Source organism: Streptomyces lusitanus (assembly GCF_042647945.1).
GTDB classification, from domain to species: domain Bacteria; phylum Actinomycetota; class Actinomycetes; order Streptomycetales; family Streptomycetaceae; genus Streptomyces; species Streptomyces pseudogriseolus.
Window position 1 is genome coordinate 133,816 of the sequence record NZ_JBHRWL010000009.1, and the last position, 18,681, is coordinate 152,496.

The following is an 18,681-nucleotide window of genomic DNA, read 5'->3' on the forward strand; positions in this document are numbered from 1 at the left end:
CTCATGGCTGGGTGAGGATGCGGGTCCGGAGCAGTTCGAAGGGTGCTCGGCCATACATTGCTCTCTTGAGTGTTATCACCCGGTTCACATGTCCTTCGACCACCCCGGAACTCCACGACAGGGTGAGTCCGGCAGTGACGGCGTCGAGGTCTTGGCGAGGAAACCGGCGAAGCTCGCCATGCCCGGCGCCGCGCCCGTCCCCGATCTGGCGTCCGCCTGGCGGTGGTCGCCGAACCCGGTGTTCACCTTCATGCGCCGCCCTGTCCACCGACGGCCGGCCCAATCTTCGGGTCAACGTGCGCGGCTCTTATGACGAGGCGCTCGTCCCCGAGTTGAAGCTGCTCGACGGCGCTTCAGGCGCTTCGTCGAGTGGGAGAACCGGCACGGTACCGTCCGGCGGGCGGACAGCACCGGTACCGGGATCGAGTTGACGCACGGCGCTACGCGGGAACCGGTGCCCCCCGGCCAACCGGAGGCCGTGGCCCGCGCCGGTGTTCGGTGAGCGAGCCGCTCCCACGCCCACGGGCGCCGGCGGGCGTGACACCTCACGTCCGTGAGAACCCCGCCCACCCCGCCAGCCCGAACCCGCTCCCCTCCCGCCGGATCTCGAACGCCCCCTGGCCGGGAAGATGGGCCGGGAACACCAGGGCGCCGTGGTCCGCCGCGTACGCGAACATCCGTGCGCGGCTGGCACGCGCGCCCTCCTCGTCCTCCTCGAAGCAGCTGTTCAGATGCGGCTCGTGGATCTGGATCGCCCCGTGCAGCAGGTCCCCCGCGAACACCCCGCGGTCGCCTCCGGACTCCAGGTGGACGACCGACGAACCCGGGGTGTGGCCCGGCGCGGGCTCCAGGCGCAGGTTGGCGTCGATGACGTAGGAGTCCTCCCAGGCCGTGACGAGCCCCGCGTCGAGCACGGGCTGGACGCTGTCCTCGAACACGTTCTGGTTGCCCCGCCCGAACACCGTGCGGTGCAGGTTGTCGGGGTGCCAGTACGCCAGGTCGATCGCCGGCATCAGGTACGTCGCGTTGGGAAAGGTGGGCACCCAGTCGCGGCCGTCGAGGCGGGTGTTCCAGCCGACGTGGTCGTCGTGCAGGTGGGTGTTCACCACGAGGTCGACGTCCTCCGGGCGGACGCCGGCGGCGGCGAGGTTGGCGAGGTAGCCGGTGTCCAGGTACGACCAGATCGGTTGCAGGGGACGGTACTTGCCGTTGCCCGCCCCGGTGTCGATCACGACGACCCGGCCCTCGCTGCGCAGCACCCACGACTGCGTGGCGACCCGGGTGAGGTCGGTACGGGCGTCCCAGTGGTCCGGGTCAAGCAGCGCGGCGTGCCGCTGCCACTCCTCGGGCTTGCTGCCGGGGAAGAACACGTCGGTCGTCATGGGGGAGACCTCGGAGAACTCGACGACTCGGGTGATCTCGACGTCCCCCAGGCGGAGGGTGGTGACCTCGGGCGGTGTGGTGCGTGCGGTGGGCATGAGGCTCCTTCGTATGCCTTCGTATGCGAACTCCGGCTGGGCCGGGCGGCCCGTACGACCGACTCTGCGGCCCGCCGCCCGCAAGGACCAGGCCCGCCCTTGCCTACCCCTGACAGGTGCAGGCTGCGAGCCCCCGCCCCCGCGCATACTGGGCGCATGGACCGCACATCACCGCTCGGCGCGTTCCTCCAGGCCCGGCGGGCGCGGCTGAGCCCCGACGACGTCGGTCTGCCCCGGTACGGGGACCGGCGGCGCGTCCCCGGGCTGCGCCGCGAGGAGGTCGCGCTGCTCGCGGGCGTCAGCGTCGGCTACTACACGCGCCTCGAACAGGGCCGGCAGGCCAACGCCTCACCGGAGGTCCTCGACGCACTGGCGACGGCGTTGCACCTGACCACCGCCGAACGGGACCACCTGCGCGACCTGTCCGCGACACCCGGTCACCGCACCCGCACGGCGACACCCGGCGGCACCGAAACGGTCTCCGCCGACCTGCGCACCCTGCTCACCACACTGGGTCACGTCCCCGCCCTCGTCGTCGGCCGCCGCAACGACGTACTGGCCTGGAACCGCTCCTGCCACGCCCTCCTCGCCGCGCACCTGCACTTCGCCGCGCCCGACGACCCCGGCACCCGCCCCAACCTGACCCGCCTGGTCTTCCTGGACGCCCCCACCCGCGCCCTCTACCGCGACTGGCCCGCCAAGGCCCGCGCGGTGGTCGGCAACCTCCGCATCCTGACCGCACGCAACCCGGGGGACGCCCACCTCACCGCTCTGATCACCGAACTCCGCGTGCTCAGCCGGGAGTTCGCCGCCTTCTGGGACGCCCACCCCGTCGCCCCCTGCGGCCGTGACGTGTACGCCCTCGCCCATCCGGCGGTCGGTGAACTGACCGTCACCCAGCAGACGTTCGACGTACCGAAGGAGCCGCACCAGTCCCTCGTCACCTTCACGGCGGAACCCGGCTCGCCCTCGGCGGCGGCCCTCGCGGCTCTCCACCAGGTGACGGCCGTGACCGGATCCGGCCGGCCGTGAAACGACTCCGGGCGGCGCCCGCACGGTGACGCGGGCGCCGCCCGGAGCGACGTCGAGGGCAAGGAAAGCGAAGGAACTCGTGTCAGAAGGAGTGGAGAAGGAAGTCCCTTCATGGCCTTGCCGCGAGCAACGCTAGCACTCAGTCCGGGATCAGGTCGCGCAGATTTTCGCGGGTGACGACCACGGAGTCCGGGTGCAGCCCCTCAGGCCGTTCGAGGCCGATGTACGTCACGGGCTCGTCCGGCACCCGCCCGCCGTCCCACACCTCTACGGCGGTGCCCTGGTCGGCCAGCAGGCCGGCCAGGTATCGCACCGTCAGGTACTCGCGCTCCACGACGGCCCGCACCACCTTGGACACCGACACCTGGTTCTCCTCGACCCGGTTGGCCGACGAGATGCCCCTCAGGTACAGATGGAGCCACTTCGCGCTCCAGCGCCCGTCGTCCTCCCGCCGGAACACCAGCGGCAGGGCCACCCGGCCCGTGCCGCGCAGGTCCGACTTCATCCGAACGGTGCGCGGCTCGTACGGCCGGCCCTTCCGCTCGCCGTCGCGCAGCATGAAACCGAAGAACGACTCCTCGACCTCGTCGAAGCCCTCCCCGGAGAAGATGTTGACCTGCGGGACGATGAAGGTGCCGCGTACGCGGCCAAGCGACAGTTCGATGAACTCGGAGGCCCCGTCGGGCGCTTCGGTGACATCTCCCGAGTGCACCCCCGCGACGTTCTTGAGCGAGGTGTAGGACAGCCAGGACTCGGTGCCGTAGTCGCGGTTGAGGACCAGCGCCGAGAGGTCGTAGTCGGTCCGTTCCCCGGCCTGCTTCCAGTACGTGAAGAAGCGCAGCCGTTCCCCGGTGACCGCCGAGACCGAGCCCCGCGGCAGTGTCCCGAGTCCTGCCGCGGCCGCCCTGCCGCTCAGCGGGAGCGCCACGTCGAGGACGTCCGGGTCGAGCAGCAGCCGGCCCGGTGCCGGGAGCCTGCGGCGCATCTCGGCGTCGAGGGCGGCGACGAGACGGTCGCGGTCGGCCGCGGGGACCGGCGGCCGGTCGTCGAGGACGACCCAGCCACGGCCCCGCCCGTTGACGAAGATCCGCGGTTCGCCGGTCTCCCGCTCCCGGTTCTGGAAGTGCTCGCGGACCGACAGCACCACCCGGCCCGAGACCTGGGGCGCGACCCGCACCGCCGCGGCCACCACCGCGTCCCTCTCCTCCTGACCGGAGGCGATACGCAGGAGGAGGTCCAGGGCGCGGAACAGCTTGCCGGGCGCGGCCTCCAGCAGCCGCACGGCGCCGGGGACGTCGTACGCGTCGAGCAGCCCCTCCAGACGGCTGTCGAAGGACCGCGCCTCCTTCTCCCCGCGCGCCACGGCGAACACCTCGGCCGCGTGCGGCCAACGCGGGTACTCGTGCGGATGGAGCCGCTCACCGAGCCGCTTGAACGGCTCGCGGTGCGCGTGCACGTCGGCCAGCTTGGCGGGGCCGGCCGCGACCACGGCGTCGAGGCCCGCGAGCAGGGCGCGGCGGACCGGCCGGGGCAGGGCACGGAACCGGGTCGGCTCCCGCAGCGTCACGTCGCCGCCCGACAGGGCGCAGGCCAGGCGCAGCACGTCGGTGACGGTGTCGAGCAGGAGGTCCGCGCCGGCCATGAGCCGCGCCTCGTTGACGACCGCCCGGTTCTCCCGGACCGGGATCGACTCGGGCTGCGGTCCGAGCGCGCACCGCTGGGCGAGAGTCTTGAGGTCGCCCAGGTGCTCCTCGCCCAGGGGCGTCGCGCTGCCCGCCAACGCCAGGTAGAAGCGGGTGAGTTCGTCGTCCAGGCTCTTCCCCAGGTGCAGAACGGTCACCCGGTCGCCCGCCGAGGCGATCAGCTCCTCCTGCGCCGCGAGCAGCTGCTCGTAGGTGTGCTGGTAGCGGCCGTACGTGGGGAGGGTGAGCAGGTTCAGCACGCCGTGCGACAGCTGCGTCAGCAGGCTCTCGAGCGACGCGTCGTCGTCGAGCGCCTTCGCCACGCAGCCGATCCAGAACTCCTCGGTGTCCGGCACGTTCGCCGGGAAGTCGATGAAGTACGCGTTGTGCCGGACGTGGTCGCCCACCATCTCGCTCACCGCGCGCAGGGTCCGCCGGGCGGTGTGCAGGACCGCCGCCTCGGACAGCCCGGACAGCCGCTGCAGCAGCTCCGCCGAGAGCTTGAAGCCCACGGACATGAGCGCGGCGTCGAACTGCCGAGCGGCGCCGGCGCCTTTCCCGGCGGAGCCTTCGGGGGAGGGGACGCGGTGGGTGTGCCGGATGACCAGTGATGCGAGACCGTGCGTCATCCGGCGATGGTCGCAGAGGTGTACGAACCGGCGCACCGGAGTTTTCGTACGCCTCCGGGGGCGTCACACGGACGCCGACTGCGACGTTCCCGTCTCTGACGCCAGCGCGGCGAGCAGCCAGTCATGGGCGGCTCCGGGTGTCGGTTCCGGACGCCGGCCCGGCTCGGTGACGACCTCGGCCACCAGCTCCCAGTACCGGTCGATCCGCGGGTCCGCCGCGAGCTGCCTGGCCAATCGGCGACGGAACCCCGGGCTGTCCCGGACGCCGTACGTGCTGGTGTACGCGTCGACGAAGCGGTCGAGCGCCTCGCCGGGCCGCGGGTCCCGGCCCCGCCGCACCTGGACGCCGGCCAGCTCGTACGACTCCGCCAGCCCCGCGTACAGCACGGCCGCCCGCCGGCCGTCGACGGCCCGGTGCGCCTCGGGCTGGGGCTGTGCGGTTCCCGGACACGGGCCGAGTGTCAGGGCGTTGAGGCGGGCGAAGGCCAGGACCTGCGCCGGAACCGGGTCCTGGGGCGGCTGCGGCACCGCGACGTCCAGGAACGCGTCGACCGACCGGCGGGGCATCCGCGGCGGAAGCCAGCCGCGCCAGAACCGGACCAGCGGGGCCGTACTGGGCGGGACGGACAGACCCCCGATGAGGCGAAGCCGGTCGGCCCTGTCCTCGGGCGGCGACTCGTGGACCAGCCGCAGCGCCGCCTCCCTCCAGCGCAGCGCCCTGATCTCGGTGCCGAGTTCGCGCAGTCGCCCGGCGACCGCGTCTTCCAGTGCGCCGCCGCCCACGCCGTCGGCCACGTCCTCCTCGTCGAGGACGCGGCGCACCTCGCGGACTGAGAGGCCGAGCCCGCGCAGGGAGCGGATCAGGCGGAGCCTGTCGAGTGCGTCGGCGCCGTACCGCCGGTGACCGCCGACGCTACGGGAGGCTTCCGGCAGCAGACCGCGGTCGGAGTAGAAGCGGACGGTCTTCACGGTGACGCCGGCCCGCGCGGCCAGCTCCCCGATGCCCCACAGATCGTCGGACGTCGATCCCACGCTTGAACCTCCCTCAAGGGGAGTTCCTACGGTACCGGCGAGCGGGGCCGGTGACCGGGCGGGACCGGGCCGGACCGTCGAGACTCCAAGGGGAGAGTCATGACCGTTTTCGTCCTGGTGCCGGGCATGTTCACCGGCGCACACGTCTGGCAGGAGACGGCGTCCCGGCTGGCCGCCGCGGGCGCCGAGGCGCACGCCGTCCGTCCGACCGGGCTGGACCGCGCGCCGCTCCGCCCGGTGAGCGGCCGCGTCGACCTGGAAACCCACATCGCGGACGTCGTCGCGGTGATCGACTCCGTCGGCGGCGCCGATGAGGAGATCGTCCTGGTCGGCCACGACTACGGCATCCATCCCGTGCTGGGCGCGGCCGACCGCAGGGCCGGGCGCGTCGGCCGGGTCGTGTACCTGGATGCGGGCATGCCGAGGAACGGCGTTCCCGCCGTGGCCGCGGTGCCCGACCGGGCGCTGCGTGAGCGGTTGGCGGCACCGCAGGGTGGCGAGACGCCCGGTGACGCGCTCGCGCCCCCGGCCACACCCGAGGAGTGGCGCCGGTGGGGCAGCACCGAGGGCGTGCCCGGTCCGGCGCTGGAGCGGCTCACGGCCATGGCCGCGCCGCAGCCGACAGGGACCCTGCTCCAGCCGCTCCGGCTGACCGGCGCGGTGGAGTCGCTGCCCGTCACCGGTGTCCTGTGCACCGGGAACGGGGCGAGCGTCGAGCTGATCCAGATGAGGGTGGACCAGGGCGATGCCACGCTGAAGGAACTGGTCGATCCCCGGGTGACCTTCTTCGAACTGCCCACCGGTCACTGGCCGATGCTGTCCCGGCCCGCCGAGCTCGCGGACGTGCTGCTGCGCGCCGCGGCCGGGGAGGGGCACCGTCTGACCCCCGCCGACGCGACGGAACCGCCCCCGCACCTGCGTCCCTTCCTGCTGGACGTCCCCGAGGCCCCCCGGGAGCGGCACGGCACCGTCGACCTGTATCCGCCCGAGGCGGAGGCGCCGCGTCCCGCCGTGCTGTTCGTGCACGGCGGCCCGGTTCCGGCCGGCGCCCGCCCCACGCCGAGGGACTGGCCGACCCTGAGGGGGTACGCCCGGTGCGCCGCGGCGGGCGGCGCGGTGGCCGCCGTCGTCGATCACCGGCTGCACGACCTGGACGACTACGAGCGCGCCGCCGCCGACGTCGCCGCCGCTGTGGAACTCCTGCGGGCCGACCCGCGCGTGGACGCGGACCGTGTCGCGCTGTGGTTCTTCTCCGGCGGTGGTCCGATGGCGGCCGACTGGCTGGACGCGCCGCCGCCCTGGCTGCGCTGCCTGGCGGCCACGTACCCCGTTCTCGGGCCGCTGCCCGGCTGGGGACTGACCGGCGGACGCTTCCACCCGGCGCGCGCGGTGGCGAACGCCGGCGCCCTGCCCGTCGTTCTCACCCGTGTCGGACGGGAGGTGCCCGCGATCGCCGCGACCGTCGAGCAGTTCCTGGCGGCGGCCGAGGACTGCGGGGCGGACGTGGAGGTGATCGACGTACCGAACGGCCGTCATGCCTTCGAGACCGTGGACCCCACGGACGAATCCCGGGACGCGGTGCGGCGTGCGATGCGGGCGGTGCTGGGGCGGCTGGGCCTGCCGGGCGGGCGGTAGGGCTGCCCGTCGACCGGGGCACGCGGGGCGCACGGGGCTCGGCGGGGCGCGCGGGAGGACGACACGGGCCCCGGAGTGGGCGAGTGGGCCCCGCGGCGGGGATACGGCGTGTACAACTCGTACCGCCCGCCCGAAGGGCGCAGCACACCCGGCGACCGGAGAGGAAAGGCCTGTGCACGATCTCGCGGACTCGGTCGAGTCGATGGAACAACTCGCCACCGCCTGGCGGACCCTGGTGCTCGACCGCGACCCGGAGGCGGACGTCCGTGACCTGCCGGGCATCGCCGTCCGGTGGGCCGACAGTCGGTTCGCCTTCTGGAACTGCGTCACCCTGACCGGCGTGGGCACAGGCGCCGAGCCGCTGGAACGGCAGCTGAAGGAGGCCGCGGAGGTCATGCGCGGGAAGAGCCGCCCGGGCTTCCTGTGGGTCTTCGAGGACCTCCTCGACGACGAGGCGCGCGCCACGCTGGACACGGCCGCCGAGCAGGCCGGCCTCGCGTACGCCTTCCCCGGCACCGGCATGGCGGGCGACCTGCTGCCCCTCCCCGAACCGCACCACCCCGACCTGACGTTCGAGCGCGTGACCACGGAGGAGCAGTTGCGGGCCTACGCGGACATCAACTCACGCGCCTACGGCTTCCCCCTCGAGGACGGCCGCGACGGCCTCACCGGCTCCACGCTGTGGAAGGGAGGGATCCACGCCTACCTGGGCGTACGCGACGGCACCCCGGTGGCCTGCGCCGCCACGACACAGGCGCAGGGCCGCCTCTTCGTCCTGCTCGTCGCCACCGACCCGCAGTGGCAGCGACGGGGCTACGGGGAGGCGGTGACCCGCAAGGCGTTGTACGAGGGCGCCCGCGCCACGGGAGCGACCCGCGCCACCCTGCACGCGACCGCCGCCGGCGCGCCGGTGTACCCCCGCATCGGCTTCCGCCCGAACTCGCCGATGCGGTTCTACGGCCTGGCGCCCTGAGCCGGCGGACGTCCGTGGCCGCCGGTACGTGACTAGTACACGATCTCCGGCGGCTGGTACGGCGTCCACCAGCTCAGCAGGCCCCACACACCGAGCGCGAGGACCGCCACCGCCGGGAGAAGCGCGAGCCAGGGCCTACGCAGCACACGGAGGGCGAGGAGCCAGACGGCCGTGGGCAGGAGCGCGCCTGCCGCCGCGATGAGGGGCAGGTCCACGTAGAGGACGCTCAGTTCGCGGTGCAGGCCCTCGAACCCGCCCTGGACGTTGATCCTTGCCTTCGGCGCCCAGGCCAGCACGGCGCCAGTGGCGCCGACGGACGCCAGGAGCAGGCCGACGCAGCCGCGTGTGTGTTCCCTCATGCCCTGGTCCGACGCGCTCACCGCACGGGCGGTTCCCCGGCCGCGGACGGCCGTGGACGGCCGTGACCGGGTTGCCTCCTGCCGGTTACTGCCGGTACCCGCTCAGGAACCGCCCGATGCGGCCGATCGCTGCCTCCAGGTCCTCCGCGTGGGGGAGGGTGAGGATGCGGAAGTGGTCGGGGGAGGGCCAGTTGAAGCCGGTGCCCTGGACCACCTGGATCTTCTCCCGGAGCAGCAGGTCCAGGACGAACCTCTCGTCGTCATGGATCTTGTGCACCTTAGGGTCGAGACGCGGGAACGCGTACAGCGCGCCCTTCGGCTTCACACAGCTCACGCCCGGGATCTCGTTCAGCTTCTCCCAGGCCACGTCCCGCTGTTCGCGCAGCCTGCCGCCCGGGGCGGTGAGGTCACGGATGGACTGCCGGCCGCCCAGCGCGGCCTGAATGGCGTACTGCGCGGGCGCGTTGGCGCACAGCCGCATCGAGGCCAGCATGGTCAGACCCTCGAGGTAGTCCTTCGCGTGCTGCTTCGGGCCGGTCACCACCAGCCAGCCGGAGCGGAAGCCCGCCACGCGGTACGTCTTGGACAGGCCGCAGAAGGTCAGCACGACCAGGTCGGGGGCGAGCGCGGCGGCCGAGTGGTGCACGGCGTCGTCGTACAGGATCTGGTCGTAGATCTCGTCGGCGAGGACCATCAGGCCGTGGCGACGGGCCAGGTCGAGGATGCCCTCGACGACCTCCTTCGGATACACCGCGCCCGTCGGGTTGTTGGGGTTGATGAGGACGACGGCCTTGGTGCGGTCGGTGATCTTCGCGGCCATGTCGTCGAGGTCCGGGTACCAGTCGGCCTGCTCGTCGCACAGGTAGTGCACCGCCTTGCCGCCGGCCAGGGTGGTCACCGCCGTCCACAGCGGGAAGTCCGGGGCCGGGACGAGGACTTCGTCGCCGTCCTCCAGCAGGGCCTGAACGGCCATGGACACCAGCTCGGAGACGCCGTTGCCGAGGAACACGTCGTCGACGTCGACCTCCAGGCCCAGCGTCTGGTAGCGGTGGGCGACCGCGCGGCGGGCGGACAGTATGCCCCGCGAGTCGGTGTAGCCGTGCGCCTGGGGGAGCATCCGGATCATGTCCTGGAGGATCTCCTCGGGCGCCTCGAAACCGAACAGGGCCGGATTGCCGGTGTTCAGGCGCAGCACGCTGTGCCCCGCCTCCTCCAGCGCGTTGGCGTGCTCGATCACCGGGCCGCGGATCTCGTAACAGACCTCGCTGAGCTTGCTCGACTGCCGGAACTCCATGCGCCCCTCCGGTTTCTGGTGTTGCTTGGTTTTACCAAGTGGGTGCTTGGAAAGTCCAACGACATGTCTAGACTGCGGGGCATGCCACCTCGCCGAAGCTACGACCAGTACTGTTCCGCCGCCCGCGCGCTCGACGTCGTCGGCGACCGCTGGACCCTGCTGATCGTCCGGGAACTGCTGGCCGGGCCGCGCCGCTACACCGACCTGCACGCGGACCTGCCGGGCGTCAGCACGGACGTACTGGCCTCACGGCTGAAGGACATGGAACGCGACGGCCTCACCACCCGCCGCCGCCTCCCCCCGCCCGGCGCGGCGTACGTGTACGAACTGACCGCGCGTGGCCGTGGGTTGCTGCCCGTCCTCCAGGCCCTCGGTGCCTGGGGCGAGCCCGAACTGGGCGAACGCCGCCCGACGGACGCGGTACGCGCCCACTGGTTCGCCCTTCCGCTGCTGCGGGCGCTGGAGGGCGAGGGGCTCGTCGAAGTACGCCTGGACGAGGGCTGCTTCCACGTCCACGCGGGCGCGGCCGAGAGCCCGGTCCACGGTGACGGTCCCGCTCCCGCCGACCCGGACGCGGTCCTCACCCTCGACACCCCCACCTGCATCGCCCTCAGCCGAGGCGACCTGCCCCTCACGGAGGCGATCCGGGACGGCCGGGTCGAGGTGACCGGCGACAGCCCCCTCGCCAAGCAGCTCAGGGAGGCGTGAGAGGCGCCGACTTCCGCGCTCAGGTTTCGGCGAACCGCGCCGCGAGCTCGCGATGCCGGGCGGCGGCCTCTGCGGCCTGGTCCGGGCCGACGGGGGCTCCCGGCATGCCGGCCAGGCGCTCCACCCACTCCGCGAGGCGCAGATGCTCGCTGCGCGCATGCTCCCGGCAGGCCAGACACGTGACCCTGTCCGGGCGCGGCGAGGTCATCGCGTAGGGCACACGCACCCCGCATCCGGTCGTCACCTCACTCGGCAGGTCGCCCGCGAGCCCGAAGGCGGACGCCAGCAGCCCCCGAACGGCGGCGGCGTCCCGTCCCGCAGCCGCGGCGACATGGATGTGCGGATCGCGCCCGTCGGTCATCCGCCCATCATCCTCCCGGCGGCGGCCGTCCGGCACCCGCCGCGAGTGATCTCCCCGGGGCCACATGAGGAGGCGCAACGCAACTTCGACAGCGGCCCGAGGAGCGGACTAACTTCGCCTGGCCCTGGACGACTTCGCGCCCGGGGTACACCCCCCGCTGCCCCGACCCAGGGAGACGCATGCCCCGCCTCGCGCTCTACACCTTCGGCGTCCTCAAATCCCCCCTCTCCGACCCCGCCCCCACCACCCGCGAGTTCTACGACCTCGGTGAGACCGTCTACCGGGCGATCGCCGCGCACCCCGGCTACCTCGCCCGCGCGGAACCGGCGGGCGGTGAGCAGGGCGTGCTCTTCGGGGCGGACTGGGGCGCGTGGGGCGAATTCGCCGTGCCGGCGTGGTACGCCAAGGGCCGCACCCCGGACACCACCGCCCTGGCGGCGACCCTCTCCCTCTGGACCGACCCGCGGTCCGCCCGCGACGCCGTCTGCACCGGCCTCCACCGCGAGGCGCTGACCAGGCGCCACGACTGGTTCGAGAGGTCACCGCACCCGACCCACGTGCTCTGGTGGGTCCCGGACGACGTGACCCCGACCTGGCAGGAGGGCGTGGCCAAACTGGAGCGCCTCCAGGACCACGGTCCCGCACCCCAAGGCTTCACCTTCCACCAGCCGTTCACCCCGGCCGGCACTCCGGGCCGTACCTGAGGTAGACCCCGGACAGCCGGAAGGCCCGCACAGGGCGGGCCTTCCGACCGGTCAGCGCGCGGGGGACACCTACGCCCCCGGCGGCACGTGCCGCGGCCGTCCCGGTCCCCGCGTCAGGCGGTAGCCGAAGACGCCCGCCAGGGCGGCCAGTGCGCCGCCCACCGCCGTCCAGACCCAGCGGTCGGACCACCAGCCGGAGGTCCAGCCGTCCTCCGGCTCCAGACCGGCCAGCACGGCCGACGGCGAGTCGTCGTCGCCCTCCGCCTCCGGCCGGGAGGCGATGCCCGGCACCAACGGCTCGGACAGTGAGCCGTCGACCGCCGCCGCGCCGCCCATGTCCTCGGACTCGACGCGCAGTTCGGCGTCGACCGGCTGGCCCAGGTCGTCCGCCGACAGCTTCAGCGCCGTCAGGCGCACGTAGTACGTGCCGGGCAGCGGGTCGTCGGCCCACGGCTCCGACCAGGCGCGGACCGTGCGCAGCACGCACGCCAGCTCCACGCTCGCCGCGCCCGCCCCGGCGGTGCGGGTCTGTGCGCCGTACTGGCAGGCCTGGCGGCGGCGCAGCCCGTCGTACACGTCGACCTGCCACGTCTCGGCGGCGTGGCCCTCCGGCAGCTTCACCGTCGCGCGGACGGTGGGCCGCTGCCCGGCGTCCGCGGGGAACGACCAGTACAGGTAGTCACCCGTGGAGGCCCGCGCCGTGGCGGTCTGCCCCTGCTCGACCTCCGTCGCCGTGCGGAACGAGGTCCCCGCACGGGTCGGCCCGCCGCTGTCACCGGAGGCCTCCGGGGACGGCGAGGAGTCGGCCGAGGCGGGCGCGGCGGCCAGGCCCAGCGTCAGCAGGCCGGCACTCAGTACGCGTATCGCGCGCATCAGTTGGTCCTCCAGACAGCGACCCGCCAGCGGGACAGCCAGCCCCAGACGAGACCGGCGAGGAAGCCGGCCACGACCAGCGCGCCCAGCAGCCACCAGCCCCGGCCGAGGCCGAAGGAGGCGACGTCGGACGCGTCGTCCGGGCCGTCGACGACGTCGACCGTCAGCTCCAGCGGCAGACCGGGCGTGGTCTTCACGCCGGCGTCCGCCGAGAAGGAGGTGGTCACCCCCAGGCACACGGTCTCCGCCGCCGGCTTGCCGCTGTCGTCGTCCTCCAGCTCCGGCTTGGGGTAGCGCAGGCCCGTGGACACCACGTCCGTACGGCCGTTGCCCGTGGCCTCGCCGCGCACGATCTCCCGGTCGTGCACCGTGACGGCACGCACCAGCAGCCCGTAATCAGGACGCACGGCTCGGTCCGCCGCCACGCTCACCGAGGCGCGCAGCTCCTGCCCGGCGAGCACCTCCACGCGGTACCAGCGCTGCTGGCCGAACTCCTCGCGGTCGGTGTAGAGACCGGACGTCAGCACGGGCGCCTTGTCGCACGAGCCGGCGCCCTCGGTGGCCACCGGGGTCACCACCGGCTCGGCCGCCCGGTCCACCAACTCGTTGACCCGGTCGGTGAGTTCGTCCTGGTGCTCGACGGAGGTGTAGGTGCCGCCGGTCGCCTCGGCGATGCAGCTGAGCTGCCGGCTCAGCTTGGCGTTCGGCACCAGGCCCAGGGTGTCGATGGTCAGGCCGATGCCCCGGGCCGCGATCTCCCGGGCCACCTCGCACGGGTCCAGCGGGGCGCAGGTGTCCTCACCGTCGCTGATCAGCACGATCCGCTTCGAGCCGTCGCCGCCGTCGAGGTCGTCGGCCGCCTTCAGCAGCGCCGGGCCGATCGGCGTCCAGCCGGTCGGGGCGAGGGTCGCCACCGCCGTCTTCGCCTCGGTGCGGTCCAGCGGACCCACCGGGTAGAGCTGCGCGGTGTCCTTGCAGCCCTCCTTGCGGTCGTCGCCGGGGTAGTTCGCGCCGAGGGTGCGGATGCCGAGCTGCACCTCCTCCGGCGTCGCGTCCAGCACCTCGTTGAACGCCTGCTTCGCCGCCGCCATCCGGGACTGGCCGTCGATGTCCTTGGCGCGCATCGAGCCGCTCACGTCGAGGACGAGGTCGACCTTGGGCGCGTCCTGGCCCGTGGGTTCACCGGCGGCCGCCCCGGCCGGGAAGGCGATCCCGGCCGTCAGGGCGGCGAGCAGGGCCATCGCGCCTGCCACCGGCCGTGTTCTTCTGATCATCGGCGGATCCTATTGATCAGGAGTGCCGCACTCCAAAACGCACCGTCACCTGGTCCCCCAACGCAGGGGATTGGGCAGGTCCGCCCACCGGTCGTCCGCCGCCCCCGGCGACAGCCGCATCAGCGTCAGCGCCTTCGCCGGCAGCGGTTCGTCGAGCAGCGCCGCCAGGTCCGCCGTGCGCGGCAGGTCCCGTACGGCGTCCTCCAGGGCCGCCCGCAGCGCCGCACCGGACCCCGCCGTCCCGGCCAGCGCGCCCGCCACCAGCGAGCCGAACAGCTTGCGGCGCAGCGCCACCGCGTCGTCCGTGACCATGCGGTCCGGGACGTCCGGCACCGGGACGCCGTGCCGGGCCAGGCGCGCCGGCGAGACGCGCAGATCGGCGAGGTCCCGGTAGACCAGCCGTACCGGCTCCCCGTCCGGCGACAGCACCACGAGCAGGTTCTGTCCGTGCGCCTCCAGCGCCACCCCCAGGTCCAGCAGCCGCAGCCCCGCGGTGAGCGCCAGCCGGGCCAGCCGGGCGGGGGAGCGGGGCAGGCCGGTGGTGGCCAGCGCCGCCACCGGCACGACCCGCTCCCCGGGGCCCGCGTACGCCTCCGGCGACTCCCGCAGCAGCGCCGTCAGATCGGGCGAACCGGCCGCCACCGCGCCCAGCGTGCGGGTGACGTGCAGCAGCCCGTCCGTGCGCTCCGCCACCGCCTGCCCGAAGTCCGACAGCGCCGCCGACGCGGCGACCGACCCGAGCGAGATGTCCCGCACCGAGGACGTCAGCCGGGCGGACAGCGCCGTCTTGACGTGCGGCCCCTCCGGCAGCGCGAGCGTGCGCAACGCCATCAGCGGATGCGCCGCCAGCGTGCGCGCCATCGGCGGATGCGCCGCCCGCGCCCCCTCACCCGCCCGCTTCAGCACATGCGCCGCCTGCCAGGGATGCACCGGCACCAGTACCCGGTCCCCCTCCCGCAGCCACTCCGGCCACACCCCCGACACCAGGCACTCACGGGCCGGCACCGGCAGCAGCCCCAGCTCCACCACCGGCCGGTGCTCGGGGCCGTACGCGAGCTGCTCGGCCACCGAGAAGCCCGGCCGCGAACGGCAGTTCGGATGGAACGGGTGCCCGTCGACCACCCGCTGCTCCCACTCCCAGTCCCGCACCGGCGCCGCGTCCCCGGGACCCTCGAGGTTCCGCTGCCCCGCCCGCGACAGCGCCAACGAGGCCGCGCTGTGCGCGAGTTCGGCGGCGAAGGAGCCCGAGTGCGGGACCGCCAGGTCCGCCATCAGCCGCGCCGGGTCGTCGTACTCCGTCCCGTCCAGCCGTACGGCGCTCACGCGGTCGTCCGTCGCGTACGGGTCCGCGGGCGGGCCCTCCAGCCGCCGCCCGTCCGCCAGCCGCAGCACCACCCCCGACCGGCCGCCCGCACGCCCCGCGACCCACGGCAGCGGGTCGTGCGTCAGCCCCCGCCACAGCCGGGTCAGCACCGCCGCCCGCGCACCGGGCAGCGCCCCCGTGTACGCCGGCAGCAGAGCCGGCCGTACGACGGCCAACTCGTCGGCGACCGTGGCCTCGGCGGTGGTGGGACGCGGCACGGGCACACTCCTCGGATCGGCGGAAAGCTGGGACGTACGGAGGGACCATGCCAGACATACTGATCGTCTCCGCGGCACGGACCGCGGAGACCGGACAGACCGTAGGGAACCGAAACGCGTGGACCTGATGCCCCCGCCCGCGGACGACGACGCGGCGCGCCGCGCCGGCCTGGCCGGGCGTGCCGACGCCCGCGCCGCCGTGCCGCTGCTGAACTGCCTGCTGCGCGAAGTGGCCGAACCCCTGCCCGGGCCCGCCCGCCCCGACGGCCCGCGGACCTACCGGCTGCCCCACACGCAGCGGCTGCTGCGCGTGCGCGGCGCCCGCCGCCCCACCGCCCCCGAGGTGCACACCGCCGGCTCCTGGCGCCTCCTCACCCACACCGAACTGGTCAAACTCGTCGCCGAGGAGCTCCGCCGGCACACCGGCCGCTCCAACCACGAGCTGCCCGCCGAGATGCTCGACAGCCGCGACGCCGTCGCCGCGCTGCTCGCCGCCCGCGACCAGGCCGCCCCGCCCGGCGATCTCTACCGGCGCTCCGAGCAGTCCCTGCTCACCGGCCACACCCACCACCCCGCCCCCAAGGCCCGCGGCGGCGGCCCCGCGGCGGCCTGGCTGCCGTACGCGCCCGAGGCGTACGCCCGCTTCCCGCTGACCCTGCTCGGCGTGCGCGAGGACTGCCTGCTGGACGACGGCGACACCGCCGCGCTGGACCGTCTCGGCGCCGCCCCGCCCGGCTACCGGCTGCTGCCCGCCCACCCCTGGCAGCTCGACCTCGCCGCCGACGACCTCGCCCCCGCGTTCGCCGACGGGCGTCTCGTCCGGCTCGGTGAGACGCGCGGGGCGGTGTGGCCCACGGCGGCCGTCCGCACCGTGTACGCGCCCGGCGACGACCTGTTCCTGAAGTTCAGCCTCGACGTGCGCATCACCAACGACATCCGCCGGCTGTGGCGGCACGACCTGGCCCGCCTGCGCGCCACCGACACGGCCGTACGGGACGCCTTCGCGGACGGCCCGGCGGGCGGGGCCTGGCTGAGCGACCGGGGGCACCGCACCGCGGACTTCGCCGTGGAGCAGCTGGCGGTCGTGGTCCGCGACGGCTTCGACGGCCGTCTGGCCCCCGGTGCCACGCCCTGTCTGGCCGCCGCCCTGGTGGAGGGCTTCGACGGCGACCCGCTCGCCGCCACCGGCCGGCCGGACGCGTGGTGGGAGGCGTACCTGTCCCGGGTGGTGCCCCCGGCCCTCGCCGCCTTCCACCGGCACGGCGTCGTCCTGGAGGCGCACCTCCAGAACACGCTGATCGCCTTCGACGCCGACGGCATGCCCGTGCAGGCCCTCTTCCGGGACGCGGAAGGCGTGAAGCTGCTCGCCTCCCCGCACCGCCCCGACGGGCCGCCCACGGTGACACGGGCGGCCGGGTGGGAGCGGCTGGTGTACTGCCTGGTCGTCAACCACCTCATGGAGATCGCCGCCGCCCTCGCCGACCACCACCCCGGCCTCGACCCCTGGCCGGCGGTCCGCGCCGAACTGGCCCGCCACGACCTCCCGGAGATCCCCGCCCTGCTGACCGCCCCCACCCTGCCCGCCAAGACCAACCTCCTCCTGCGCTGGACCGCCGCGGACGGCGCCGACGCCCGCTACCAGCCGCTGCCCAACCCGCTGTCCGGGCACGGCCCGACCCGCTGACCGGCCGGTGAGCCTCTCCCGCGCGGGCCGCGACGAGAGGCGACCGCCGCCCGGATGCCCCAGACTCGGGAAGAGGGCTGTACGGAGAACCCCGGGGGGACCGCCGTCCGACCGCGCCCAGAGGAGGCGGGCCCGTGCATGACGTGCCGTTCTGGCTGTGGATCGTCTTCGTCGTCATCGTCGTGGCGTCCCTCGCCGTGGACCTGTTCGCGCACCGCACCGCCCACACCATCGGCTTCCGCGAGGCGACCGCCTGGAGCGCCGCGTGGATCTCCCTGGCCGTCCTCTTCGGCGGCGTGGTCTTTCTCGTCGTCGGCACCGACGCGGGCGTGGAGTACACCACCGCGTGGCTGCTGGAGAAGAGCCTGTCCGTCGACAACCTCTTCGTCTTCGCCCTGATCTTCAGCTACTTCCAGGTGCCACGCGCCTACCAGCACCGCGTGCTGTTCCTCGGCGTCCTGGGCGCCCTGGTCTTCCGCGGCCTGTTCCTCGCGGCCGGCGTGGCCGTGGTCAGCAGCTTCACCGCCGTGCTGTACCTCTTCGCCGCGATCCTCTTCTGGAGCACGTACAAGATCCTCAAGGGGGAGGACGAGAGCTTCGACCCGGGCAGGAGCGTCGCGGTCCGGCTGCTGCGCAAGGTGGTCCCCGTGCGGGACGAGTACGCGGGACCGCACTTCTTCGTCAAGGAGGCGGGCCGCCGGGTGGCGACCCCGCTGCTCGCGGTCGTCGCCGCCATCGAGGCCGCCGACCTGGTCTTCGCCGTCGACAGCGTGCCCGCGGTCCTCGCCGTCAGCAGCGACGTGTTCATCGTCTACACCAGCAACGCCTTCGCCATCCTCGGCCTGCGCGCCCTGTACTTCATGCTCGCCGGCCTGCTCGACCGCTTCCACTACCTGAGCTACGGCCTGGCGCTGATCCTCGGCTTCATCGGCGTCAAACTCGTCCTCCAGGCGACCCACGAGACCGTCAGCACCGCAGTCCCCGAGATCCCGTCCCTGGTCAGCCTGGCCGTCATCGTTGTCGTCCTGGCCGTGGCAATCACGGTGAGCGTGCTCCGGCCGCCCGCCGAACAGGACAAAAACGCGTAAAGCGGGCGTAAAGTGGAACCATGAGCAGCGACCGCAAGCACACCGGGACACGGCCCACCGAGCTGCTGTGCGGCTCGTGCGGACAGCCGGTCGAGACCGTCGTCACCCGGCACAAGACCCTGGGCGTCAACGTCCCCCACTGGCGGGCGGGCCCCTGTCACAACCCCGACTGCCAGGACTACGTCCCCGAGATGGTCCCGGCGGACACCCTGCGCCCCCGGACGGAGGAGCCGGTGACGCGGGCGGAGGAACGCGAGAAGGAGGCCGGACCGTCCGCCTGACCTGCCCCGGCGC

Annotated in this window: 18 protein-coding genes; 8 read left to right on the top strand and 10 right to left on the bottom strand. The window is 73.7% G+C overall.

The genetic code is table 11. The annotated features are described in order from the left end of the window. Nucleotides 1-84 precede the first annotated feature (84 nt). Together ACFOSY_RS16260 and ACFOSY_RS16265 are read right to left on the bottom strand one after the other, a co-directional pair. Entirely contained in the window at nt 85-252 is a 168-nt protein-coding gene (locus ACFOSY_RS16260) for a hypothetical protein (RefSeq protein ID WP_394307769.1), read from the bottom strand. A 293-nt stretch (nt 253-545) separates the two neighbouring features. Next, nucleotides 546-1,478: an MBL fold metallo-hydrolase gene (locus tag ACFOSY_RS16265; protein WP_394307530.1), complete on the bottom strand. Its 933-nt coding sequence runs from the start codon at nt 1,476-1,478 to the stop codon at nt 546-548. Nucleotides 1,479-1,634: 156 nt separating this feature from the next. Between ACFOSY_RS16265 and ACFOSY_RS16270 the strand changes: the two genes are divergently transcribed. After that, nucleotides 1,635-2,510: a helix-turn-helix domain-containing protein gene (locus ACFOSY_RS16270; protein WP_394307531.1), complete on the top strand. Its 876-nt coding sequence runs from the start codon at nt 1,635-1,637 to the stop codon at nt 2,508-2,510. A 139-nt stretch (nt 2,511-2,649) separates the two neighbouring features. Here ACFOSY_RS16270 and ACFOSY_RS16275 read toward each other — a convergent pair whose 3' ends face one another. Together ACFOSY_RS16275 and ACFOSY_RS16280 are read right to left on the bottom strand one after the other, a co-directional pair. Continuing rightward, nucleotides 2,650-4,821, bottom strand: a complete 2,172-nt coding sequence (locus ACFOSY_RS16275) for a hypothetical protein (protein ID WP_394307532.1) — start codon at nt 4,819-4,821, stop codon at nt 2,650-2,652. A 63-nt stretch (nt 4,822-4,884) separates the two neighbouring features. Continuing rightward, nucleotides 4,885-5,853: a helix-turn-helix domain-containing protein gene (locus ACFOSY_RS16280; protein WP_394307533.1), complete on the bottom strand. Its 969-nt coding sequence runs from the start codon at nt 5,851-5,853 to the stop codon at nt 4,885-4,887. A gap of 99 nt (nt 5,854-5,952) precedes the next feature. On the opposite strand from ACFOSY_RS16280, the gene ACFOSY_RS16285 reads away from it, so the two are divergent. Together ACFOSY_RS16285 and ACFOSY_RS16290 are read left to right on the top strand one after the other, a co-directional pair. Beyond that, the gene (locus tag ACFOSY_RS16285; RefSeq protein WP_394307534.1) at nt 5,953-7,488 is read left to right on the top strand and encodes an alpha/beta hydrolase; all 1,536 of its coding nucleotides are present in this window, start codon (nt 5,953-5,955) and stop codon (nt 7,486-7,488) included. A 172-nt stretch (nt 7,489-7,660) separates the two neighbouring features. Then, the gene (locus ACFOSY_RS16290) at nt 7,661-8,461 is read left to right on the top strand and encodes a GNAT family N-acetyltransferase (RefSeq protein ID WP_394307535.1); all 801 of its coding nucleotides are present in this window, start codon (nt 7,661-7,663) and stop codon (nt 8,459-8,461) included. A gap of 32 nt (nt 8,462-8,493) precedes the next feature. Here ACFOSY_RS16290 and ACFOSY_RS16295 read toward each other — a convergent pair whose 3' ends face one another. Both ACFOSY_RS16295 and ACFOSY_RS16300 read right to left on the bottom strand, forming a co-directional pair. Further along, entirely contained in the window at nt 8,494-8,820 is a 327-nt protein-coding gene (locus ACFOSY_RS16295; RefSeq protein ID WP_394307536.1) for a hypothetical protein, read from the bottom strand. 85 nt (nt 8,821-8,905) lie between these two features. Then, nucleotides 8,906-10,114, bottom strand: coding sequence for a pyridoxal phosphate-dependent aminotransferase (locus tag ACFOSY_RS16300; protein WP_394307537.1), 1,209 nt, complete (start codon nt 10,112-10,114; stop codon nt 8,906-8,908). 81 nt (nt 10,115-10,195) lie between these two features. Here ACFOSY_RS16300 and ACFOSY_RS16305 point away from each other — a divergent pair, with 81 nt between their 5' ends. Beyond that, nucleotides 10,196-10,822 (top strand): winged helix-turn-helix transcriptional regulator, encoded by a 627-nt coding sequence (locus ACFOSY_RS16305; RefSeq protein WP_394307538.1) that lies wholly within the window; start codon nt 10,196-10,198, stop codon nt 10,820-10,822. 19 nt (nt 10,823-10,841) lie between these two features. On the opposite strand, the gene ACFOSY_RS16310 is transcribed toward ACFOSY_RS16305, so the two are convergent. Then, on the bottom strand, nt 10,842-11,183 hold the full coding sequence (locus tag ACFOSY_RS16310) for a hypothetical protein (RefSeq protein WP_394307539.1): 342 nt from the start codon (nt 11,181-11,183) through the stop codon (nt 10,842-10,844). Between the two features lie 179 nt (nt 11,184-11,362). Here ACFOSY_RS16310 and ACFOSY_RS16315 point away from each other — a divergent pair, with 179 nt between their 5' ends. Then, nucleotides 11,363-11,887: a DUF3291 domain-containing protein gene (locus tag ACFOSY_RS16315; protein ID WP_394307540.1), complete on the top strand. Its 525-nt coding sequence runs from the start codon at nt 11,363-11,365 to the stop codon at nt 11,885-11,887. Nucleotides 11,888-11,956: 69 nt separating this feature from the next. Here the strand turns inward: ACFOSY_RS16315 and ACFOSY_RS16320 are convergent, their stop codons facing one another. Genes ACFOSY_RS16320 through ACFOSY_RS16330 form a run of 3 tightly spaced genes read right to left on the bottom strand, consistent with a single transcriptional unit; the run spans nt 11,957 to nt 15,615 of the window. Continuing rightward, nucleotides 11,957-12,760, bottom strand: a complete 804-nt coding sequence (locus ACFOSY_RS16320; RefSeq protein WP_394307541.1) for a hypothetical protein — start codon at nt 12,758-12,760, stop codon at nt 11,957-11,959. Beyond that, the gene (locus tag ACFOSY_RS16325; protein WP_394307542.1) at nt 12,760-14,034 is read right to left on the bottom strand and encodes a VWA domain-containing protein; all 1,275 of its coding nucleotides are present in this window, start codon (nt 14,032-14,034) and stop codon (nt 12,760-12,762) included. Before ACFOSY_RS16325 ends, ACFOSY_RS16320 begins: the two co-directional genes overlap by 1 nt. A 45-nt stretch (nt 14,035-14,079) precedes the next feature. After that, nucleotides 14,080-15,615 carry an IucA/IucC family protein gene (locus tag ACFOSY_RS16330; RefSeq protein ID WP_394307543.1) on the bottom strand — a complete coding sequence of 512 codons (1,536 nt, stop codon included), beginning with the start codon at nt 15,613-15,615 and terminating at the stop codon, nt 14,080-14,082. Between the two features lie 127 nt (nt 15,616-15,742). Between ACFOSY_RS16330 and ACFOSY_RS16335 the strand changes: the two genes are divergently transcribed. The 3 genes from ACFOSY_RS16335 to ACFOSY_RS16345 all read left to right on the top strand — a co-directional run bounded on the left by ACFOSY_RS16335 (nt 15,743) and on the right by ACFOSY_RS16345 (nt 18,668). Then, a complete protein-coding gene (locus ACFOSY_RS16335) occupies nt 15,743-17,299 on the top strand; it encodes an IucA/IucC family protein (RefSeq protein ID WP_394307758.1) in 1,557 nt (518 codons plus the stop codon). Between the two features lie 134 nt (nt 17,300-17,433). Further along, entirely contained in the window at nt 17,434-18,387 is a 954-nt protein-coding gene (locus tag ACFOSY_RS16340; RefSeq protein WP_394307544.1) for a TerC family protein, read from the top strand. Between the two features lie 20 nt (nt 18,388-18,407). Next, a complete protein-coding gene (locus ACFOSY_RS16345; protein WP_394307545.1) occupies nt 18,408-18,668 on the top strand; it encodes a hypothetical protein in 261 nt (86 codons plus the stop codon). Nucleotides 18,669-18,681: the final 13 nt, after the last annotated feature.

Bases quoted from the DNA above. Each gene is read 5' to 3' on its own strand.
- ACFOSY_RS16260 (WP_394307769.1), bottom strand. From the start codon at position 252: ATGAAGGTGAACACCGGGTTCGGCGACCACCGCCAGGCGGACGCCAGA.
- ACFOSY_RS16265 (WP_394307530.1), bottom strand. From the start codon at position 1,478: ATGCCCACCGCACGCACCACACCGCCCGAGGTCACCACCCTCCGCCTG.
- ACFOSY_RS16270 (WP_394307531.1), top strand. From the start codon at position 1,635: ATGGACCGCACATCACCGCTCGGCGCGTTCCTCCAGGCCCGGCGGGCG.
- ACFOSY_RS16275 (WP_394307532.1), bottom strand. From the start codon at position 4,821: ATGACGCACGGTCTCGCATCACTGGTCATCCGGCACACCCACCGCGTC.
- ACFOSY_RS16285 (WP_394307534.1), top strand. From the start codon at position 5,953: ATGACCGTTTTCGTCCTGGTGCCGGGCATGTTCACCGGCGCACACGTC.
- ACFOSY_RS16295 (WP_394307536.1), bottom strand. From the start codon at position 8,820: ATGAGGGAACACACACGCGGCTGCGTCGGCCTGCTCCTGGCGTCCGTC.
- ACFOSY_RS16300 (WP_394307537.1), bottom strand. From the start codon at position 10,114: ATGGAGTTCCGGCAGTCGAGCAAGCTCAGCGAGGTCTGTTACGAGATC.
- ACFOSY_RS16305 (WP_394307538.1), top strand. From the start codon at position 10,196: ATGCCACCTCGCCGAAGCTACGACCAGTACTGTTCCGCCGCCCGCGCG.
- ACFOSY_RS16310 (WP_394307539.1), bottom strand. From the start codon at position 11,183: ATGACCGACGGGCGCGATCCGCACATCCATGTCGCCGCGGCTGCGGGA.
- ACFOSY_RS16315 (WP_394307540.1), top strand. From the start codon at position 11,363: ATGCCCCGCCTCGCGCTCTACACCTTCGGCGTCCTCAAATCCCCCCTC.
- ACFOSY_RS16320 (WP_394307541.1), bottom strand. From the start codon at position 12,760: ATGCGCGCGATACGCGTACTGAGTGCCGGCCTGCTGACGCTGGGCCTG.
- ACFOSY_RS16325 (WP_394307542.1), bottom strand. From the start codon at position 14,034: ATGATCAGAAGAACACGGCCGGTGGCAGGCGCGATGGCCCTGCTCGCC.
- ACFOSY_RS16335 (WP_394307758.1), top strand. From the start codon at position 15,743: ATGCCCCCGCCCGCGGACGACGACGCGGCGCGCCGCGCCGGCCTGGCC.
- ACFOSY_RS16345 (WP_394307545.1), top strand. From the start codon at position 18,408: ATGAGCAGCGACCGCAAGCACACCGGGACACGGCCCACCGAGCTGCTG.